The organism is Sulfitobacter sp. HI0129, assembly GCF_001635395.1.
GTDB lineage: Bacteria > Pseudomonadota > Alphaproteobacteria > Rhodobacterales > Rhodobacteraceae > Sulfitobacter.
Map to the genome: position 1 here is coordinate 1 of NZ_LWGH01000484.1, position 7,342 is coordinate 7,342.

Sequence of the window (7,342 nt, forward strand, 5' to 3'; positions counted from 1 at the left end):
GCCCCGTGAAGTCAGCGCCCCTTGAACAGACCGCCGAGGATGCCGCGCACGATGCGCCGCCCGGTGGTCCCCTTCAGTTCCTTGATCACGACGGAGGCGATAGCCCCGCCTACGCTTTCCGCATCCCGGCGGCCTGCCCCCCGGCCCGCCGGGGAATGGCCCCCGCCGTAGCGCCGACCCTTGCTGTATTCGCGTTTCTCCGCCTCGGCCGCCTGCTCTGCGGCCTCTTCTTCCGGCCTGGCCTCTGCCGCCGCCTGTTCCGCCCGGGTGCGCAGCATCTCGAACGCGGATTCGCGGTCGAGCGCTGTCGCATAGCTGTCGCGCAGGTCTGAGGCCGCGATGATTTCGGCGCGTTCATCCGACGTGATGGGGCCAAGCTGGGACGACGGGGGCCGGATCAGTGTGCGTTCGACGATCCCGGGCGCGCCCTTTTTCTGCAGCATGGAGGTGACGGCTTCGCCCACGCCCACGTCGCGGATCGCGTCCTCCGTATCGAAACGCGGATTTTCGCGGTAGGTCTCTGCCGCGTGGCGCAACTCGCGCCGGTCCCGCGCGGTAAAGGCGCGCAGCGCGTGCTGTATGCGGTTGCCAAGCTGGCCCAGCACATCGTCAGGCACGTCGGCGGGGTTCTGCGTCACGAAATAGACGCCGACACCTTTGGAACGGATCAGCCGGGCAACCTGTTCCACCTTGTCCACCAATGCCTTGGGGGCGTCTTCGAACAGCAGATGCGCCTCGTCGAAGAAGAACACCAGCTTCGGCTTGTCCGGGTCACCAACCTCGGGCAGTTCCTCGAAAAGCTCCGACAGCAGCCAGAGCAGGAAGGTCGCATAGAGGCGCGGCGCGCTCATCAGCCGGTCCGCGGCAAGGATATTGACGGAGCCGCGCCCGTCCGGACCCACGCGCATCATGTCGCTGAGCGCAAGTGCCGGTTCGCCGAAAAACTGCGCCGCCCCCTGATTTTCCAGCACCAGCAACCGGCGCTGGATGGCACCCACCGAGGCGGTGGAGATGTTGCCATAGCGCAGGGACAGATCGGAGGCGTTCTCCCCCACCCAGACGAGCAGGGCGCGAAGGTCCTTCAGGTCGAGCATGGGCAGGCCGTCCTCGTCCGCGACGCGGAAGGCGATGTTGAGGATGCCTTCCTGCGCCTCGCTGAGGTCGAGCAGTTGCGACAGCAGCAGCGGCCCCATTTCCGATACCGTGGTGCGTACCGGATGGCCTTGTTCGCCGAAGAGATCCCAGAAGGTGACCGGAAAGCCCGCGTAGGTATAATCGTCGAAACCGATCTTTTCCGCGCGCTCCATGAAGGGACCGTGCAACTTGTGGGTTTCGCTGCCGGGTTTGGCGAGCCCCGAAAGATCGCCCTTCACATCGGACAGAAAGACCGGAACGCCCGCGGCCGAAAACCCTTCGGCCAGAATCTGCAGAGTTACGGTCTTACCCGTTCCGGTGGCCCCGGCGATCAACCCGTGCCGGTTCGCGTAGCGCAGACTGAGGTATTGTTTGTCCGCGTAGCCCTCGCCGCCGCCGCCGATGAAGATGTCTTGGGTCACGGAATGTCCTTTCGCCGGGGAGGGGTATGAAACGTCCGCCGCAGCATACAAATTTAACCTCTGTTCGCGATAGTCGAAATCGTTCCGCGCCGGTTCTGCCGGGGCGGGGCATTTCCTCCCTGTCAGACTGGCCGCGCCTTCGGGTGCGGCCCTTTTTCCGTCAGGGGCTTGGCCCATATTTCGTGCCACTAAAGTCGCATTTTTGCTGTTGACCGTCGTTCGCCGCTTTCGTAACGTGGCGTCAATAAGTCGGCCCAGTCCGACGGGGAGAGAAGAACGTGAAAGAAGGTGCCTCGGCACCTTCTTTTTCGTTTGGGCCCCTAGGCTTGCGGCCTAGCCTTCACGGGGCGGTCCGCGAAAACTTGCCACCTGATGCACCCGCGCGGGGGGATCCCCGCTGACATGTCCGCAACAGCATGTTAAAGGGCCGTGACCCAACAATAGTGGAACCGACATGAGCAAGTTTTACACCGCCCTGCCCGTATGCCTCGCGCTTTCGGTGGCACCCTTTGCCGCCCTTGCACAAACGGCATCCACCGGCACAAAGGTAGAGACCGACACAACCGCCCAGACCGACGATGCGGCACAGACCGATACCGCTGCCGAAGCTGAGAGCACCGCGACGACAGAAACCGAAACGGAGGCATCGGAAGAGGCTCAGTCCGGCGGCGCCAGCGTCGTGGATCAGCTGAGCCTTGGCGAAGACGCCGATCAGCCGAACCAGCTTGGCCAGACCTATACCGGTGAAACCATCGGCGCATGGGAACTGAAATGCATCCGCACCGAGGAAGAGCAGGACCCCTGCCAGATGTATCAGCTTCTGGAGGATGGTGAGGGCAATGCCGTCGCCGAATTCTCGCTGTTCCGTCTGCCTGCGGGCGGCAAGGCGACTGCGGGCGCGACCATCGTCGTACCGCTCGAAACCGCCCTGCCCCAGCAATTGAACATCGCCGTCGATGGCGGCAAGGCGCGGCGCTATCCCTATGCCTTCTGCAACCCGGTCGGCTGCTATGCCCGCCTCGGCCTGACAGAGGACGACGTAAATGCCTTCAAGCGGGGCAACAAGGCGGTCATCACTATCGTGCCCGCACTGGCACCTGACCAAAAGGTAGAGCTGGACCTGTCGCTCGACGGGTTCACCGCGAGCTTCGATAAGGCATCTGTCATTCAGGAGTGAGCCTAGGCTCCCTCTTTGCTAGAATGACGAAGGGCCGCCCATGGGGCGGCCCTTTGCGTTTCGGGGTGTAGCCTCCGACGCAGAGCCTTGCGGGCGCGTTGATCGTTATGCAGACAGTCCCGACGTCGTACCCGCCCAAAGCAAAGGCGCATCGCGCCGCCGGGCAGCGCCGCATCGCGCCCGGCCCAGCCTCAGACGGCGCGCAGGGCCAGTACCGCGTTCATGCCACCAAAGGCGAAGGCGTTCGACAGCGCGACGGTCACGCGGGCTTCGCGCGCTTCGTTCGGCACCACATCGAGATCGCATTCCGGGTCGTGCTGCTCATGGCCGATGGTGGGGGCCACCACGCCGTCCCGCAGCGCCATGATGCAGGCCAGCAGCTCCACTGCCCCGGTGGCCCCGATGGCATGCCCATGCATCGATTTCGTCGAACTGATCATGAGCGCGTCGGCATGGCTGCCGAAAATCTCGCGCACGGCGGCGCATTCCGTTCTGTCATTGGCGGCGGTTCCGGTGCCATGGGCGTTGATATAGCCCACCTCGCTGCGGTCGATGCCCGCATTCTGCAGCGCGCCGCGCATGGCGCGCACGGCCCCGTCCCGCGAGGGCATCACGATGTCGGAGGCATCCGACGTCATGGAGAAACCCGATACCTCGCACAGGATATCCGCGCCCCGGGCCTTTGCATGTTCGTACTCCTCGAAGACGAAGATACCCGCGCCTTCGCCCTGAACCATCCCGTTGCGATTGGCCGAAAAGGGGCGGCAGGCGTCGCGGCTCATGACGCGCAGGCCTTCCCAGGCCTTCACCCCGCCAAAGCAGAGCATCGATTCCGACCCGCCGGTGATCATGACGGGGCTGACACCGGAGCGCACGAAGGCGAAGGCCTGCGCCATGGCGTGGTTCGACGACGCACAGGCCGTAGACACGGTGAAGGACGGCCCCTGCAGGTTCCATTCCATGCTGATATGGCTTGCCGCCGCGCTGTTCATCAGCCGGGGCACGACGAAGGGGTGAACGCGGTTCTTTCCTTCCTCGTAGACCGCGCGGTAATTGTCATCCGAGGTGCCGATGCCGCCGCCGGCGGTGCCCAGTATGACCCCGGTGCGCATGGCGAGTTCATCGTCAAAGGTCAGCCCCGACTGGACGATCGCCTCCCGCGCCGCCACCAGTGCGAACTGCGTGAAGCTGTCGTAGAGCGAGAGTTGCTGCCGATTGAAATGATTTTCGGGGGTAAAGCCGTGGACCTGCCCGCCGATACGGATCGAAAGCCGGTCGGTATCGCGGAAATCGAGCGGCCCGATGCCGCAGACCCCATCGCGCATGGCCTGCATGGTGCCCGGCACGTTCGATGCCAGCGCGTTGATCGTGCCCGCACCGGTGATGACGACGCGGTGCATGGGCTACCCCTGTTCCGCCTTCAGCCGCTTGATCCCCGCCACGATCTGCGCGACCGACGAAATATCGAAATCGGACTCTTCGGGGTTGTTGGCGTTGAAGGGAACCGAAATGTCGAAAGTTTCTTCGATGGCGAAAATGCTTTCCACAAGGCCGAGGCTGTCGATGCCGAGCGACTCGGGCGTGCTGTCCAGATGCACGTCCTCCGGCGGGATCATCGCCTGTTCCGCTATAATCTCGATTACCTGTCTTTCGATGTCCATCAGGGCATGTCCCGTTCTTGCCGCCTGCCTGATTTAGTCACCCTCACCCGATTTGAAAACCGCCTTTTGCAGCGCGGCGATGTCCCGCAGGATACGCGGCAGTTTGCGCTGGTTCTTGTAGATTTCCATCTGCTTGTCCATCTGCGTGGCCGGGTAGCCAAGGATGGTACGGCCCGCGGGCACGTTGGAAAGAATGTTGGTGCCGCCCCCCGCGATGACCCCTTCACCGATAAAGATATTGTCGCCCACGCCGACCTTGCCGCCCAGCACGACGTTGTCGCCGATGCGAACGGAGCCTGCGACGCCCACCTGTCCGCACAAAAGGCAGTTGCGCCCGACCACGGTATTGTGACCCAGATGCGCCTGGTTATCGAGCTTGGTATTGTCGCCCACCACCGTGTCACGAATGGTGCCCCTGTCGATGGTGGCACCCATGCCGAGTTCCACGTCGTCGCCGATGCGGACCGATCCCAGCGAATGGATGCGCGCCCAGTCCTGCGCCTGCGTGTCGCCCCGGTCGCCCAATGTCTTGCGCGCCTGTTCGACGGTGCTGGGTTCGGGGGTGACATAGGAAAACCCGTCGCCACCTACCCGCGCGCCAGGTTGTGCGATGAAACGGTCGCCGATATGAACCCGCGCCCCGATGCTCGCATGTTCGCGCAGCAGAGCCTCTTTGCCGATCACCGCATCCACGCCCACGAAGGCAAGCGGGCCGATCACGCTGTCGGCTCCGATCCGCGCCCCCCGGGAAATCACGGCGAGCGGCCCGACGCTGACATTGTCGCCCAGTTCCGCGTCGGGATCGATGACCGCACTGGGATGGATGCCCCTGTCATAGCCCGCGCCCGGGTCCATCATCCGCGTCAGACCGGACATGGCAAATCGCGGGCGGGCGGGGAAAATCGCCGCCTTCAACCCGTGGCTTTTCCAATCGGCCCCCTGCCAGAGCATCGCGGCCTCGGCCGCGCCTTCTGCCAGTTTGCCCGCGTATTTCGGATCCATCGCAAGGGCCAGTTGCCCTTTGCGCGCGGCGTCAGGCTCGGCGAGACCCGTCACCTCAAGCGACAGGTCTCCTTCTGCCTCGGCTCCCAGCGCGTCGGCGATCTGCTGAACGGTGTACATCGGCAATCTCCAAAAGAGGTGTTGCCGTGGTCTAGCCTTGGACGCCGCCCAATGTCACCCCCGCGCGGCTCAGTGCATCCCAGATGCGCCCGTCGCGGCCATAAACGTCTTCACGGTATTCGGTGACGCCACGGGCATTGGTAAAGGCGGTGCGGTAGATCAGATGGACCGGCACCGGCTGCTCGAGGTTCACCCGGGTTTCGCGGCCGGAGTTCAGATGCTTCTTGAACAGACCCTCGGGATCGTCCGTTTGCCGTGCCAGAAGCGCATAGGCGAATTCGAAAGGTTCGGCCAGCCGCACGCAGCCATGGCTGAAGTCACGCACATTCTGATCGAAAAGCGATTTGGCGGGCGTGTCATGCAGGTAGATATTGTACTTGTTGGGGAACATGAACTTCACCAGACCCAGCGCATTGTCCCGACTGGGGGGCTGCCGCATGGAATAGGGAAAGCTGCGCGCCGAAAAGGCCCGGAAGTTGGCCGACCCCCGGTTCACCTTGCGGCCCCGGTTGTCCGTGATCTCCATATGCTGGAGCGCATAGGGATTGCGTTTCAGCACCGGCAGATATTCCTTCGTCGCGATGGAACGCGGAACGTACCAGCTCGGGTTGATGACCATGTGATCCATCACGTCCGAGAATTCCGGCGTGGGGCGATCGTCCTGCCGCGCGCCGACGACGGAGCGGGTCATGAAGGTCAGCTTGCCGTTGTCGATGATCCGGGTGTGGAAGTCGGGCAGGTTCACGAGGATATGGCGTTCGCCCCGCTCGACGTTCAGCCAGCGCTCCCGCTCCAGCGCCACGACGACGGACTGCAGCCGTTCGGCCACGGTCTTGTTGATCTGTACGAGGGTGTTTTCACCGGCGACGCCGTCTTCTTCCAACCCATGGCTGCGCTGGAAGGCAAAGACCGCGTTCTCAATCTCCGCGTCATAGACCTGCGTGTTGCTGCGGGCGAGAAAGCCCATGGCAATGAGCCGGTTGCGCAGCGCCACCACGGCGGCACCGGAATCGCCCCGCTCAAGCTTGGCCGAAGGTACCTGGGGGCCCCATCCGCCGCGCACCAGCAGCCGCTCCATCGTCAGCTTCTGCTTGAGCAGCGCGTTGTATTCGAGCGTCGTGGGCGGCAGGCTGCGGAAAACGGCGGCGGAGGGTTTGCTGGTGATATCCACCAGATAGCTCCGGCGTTCGCGGTAGGGCACTTCGCGCTTGATGCCGTTGTCCACCCGGGACGGGATCAGAATGCCCGTCTGAATGTCGCGGGCATATTCGAGGTATGCTTTCGTAAGCGTCACTTCGGCCACGCCGCGCTCCCACGCGGTATCGGCCTCCCCCAAGTCTTCGAGCAGGCCGCGGGCATCGTATTTTGCCTCCGGCAGACCATGGGCGCGGGCGTTGGCAAGCGCGCGCAGCAGTTCCGAGCGGCGCTCGCGGTGGGTTTCCTCCGCGCCGGTCCAGACGGGTGCATAATCGGTGTCGCGGTAGAAGGCGGCGATGTCTTCGTCCTGCGCGGCGCTCTGGGCGACGGCTTGCTTGAAGGCGGTGACCTGCGCGGCAAGGGGGCCGGACAGCAGACTGAATACCGTGATGGCGGCTGCGCCGAAGGCTTTCGTGGCCTGGGACCGAGCCGTTGCTGTGTAGCTTAACATCAGGATTCTCCTTCAATAACTCTGGCGAGCACCCTCCTTTTTCGGGTCCGTGCCGGGTAAGTGTCCATTCACAAATGGGTGCGACTTGGCCCAAGGAAACCCCTGATGCGCAGATGCCACTATTCCTGACACAAACGCACCGAAACGCCGATTTGCGCAAAAACTTGCCTAAACTTGT

General features: G+C 63.6%; 6 protein-coding genes. 1 reads left to right on the top strand and 5 read right to left on the bottom strand.

The window, feature by feature from the left end; all coding sequences use genetic code 11:
• Nucleotides 1-11 precede the first annotated feature (11 nt).
• A complete protein-coding gene (locus A3764_RS13200) occupies nucleotides 12-1,556 on the bottom strand; it encodes a helicase HerA-like domain-containing protein (protein ID WP_067923693.1) in 1,545 nt (514 codons plus the stop codon).
• Between the two features lie 454 nt (nucleotides 1,557-2,010).
• Here A3764_RS13200 and A3764_RS13205 point away from each other — a divergent pair, with 454 nt between their 5' ends.
• Nucleotides 2,011-2,733 carry an invasion associated locus B family protein gene (locus A3764_RS13205; RefSeq protein WP_067923696.1) on the top strand — a complete coding sequence of 241 codons (723 nt, stop codon included), beginning with the start codon at nucleotides 2,011-2,013 and terminating at the stop codon, nucleotides 2,731-2,733.
• A 191-nt stretch (nucleotides 2,734-2,924) separates the two neighbouring features.
• Here the strand turns inward: A3764_RS13205 and A3764_RS13210 are convergent, their stop codons facing one another.
• Genes A3764_RS13210 through A3764_RS13225 form a run of 4 tightly spaced genes read right to left on the bottom strand, consistent with a single transcriptional unit; the run spans nucleotide 2,925 to nucleotide 7,164 of the window.
• The gene (locus A3764_RS13210) at nucleotides 2,925-4,133 is read right to left on the bottom strand and encodes a beta-ketoacyl-[acyl-carrier-protein] synthase family protein (RefSeq protein ID WP_067951658.1); all 1,209 of its coding nucleotides are present in this window, start codon (nucleotides 4,131-4,133) and stop codon (nucleotides 2,925-2,927) included.
• Nucleotides 4,134-4,136: 3 nt separating this feature from the next.
• Nucleotides 4,137-4,394, bottom strand: coding sequence for an acyl carrier protein (locus tag A3764_RS13215; RefSeq protein ID WP_067923702.1), 258 nt, complete (start codon nucleotides 4,392-4,394; stop codon nucleotides 4,137-4,139).
• 33 nt (nucleotides 4,395-4,427) lie between these two features.
• Nucleotides 4,428-5,516: a UDP-3-O-(3-hydroxymyristoyl)glucosamine N-acyltransferase gene (lpxD, locus tag A3764_RS13220; RefSeq protein WP_067923705.1), complete on the bottom strand. Its 1,089-nt coding sequence runs from the start codon at nucleotides 5,514-5,516 to the stop codon at nucleotides 4,428-4,430.
• Between the two features lie 31 nt (nucleotides 5,517-5,547).
• Nucleotides 5,548-7,164, bottom strand: coding sequence for a L,D-transpeptidase family protein (locus tag A3764_RS13225; protein ID WP_067923708.1), 1,617 nt, complete (start codon nucleotides 7,162-7,164; stop codon nucleotides 5,548-5,550).
• Between the last annotated feature and the right edge of the window lie 178 nt (nucleotides 7,165-7,342).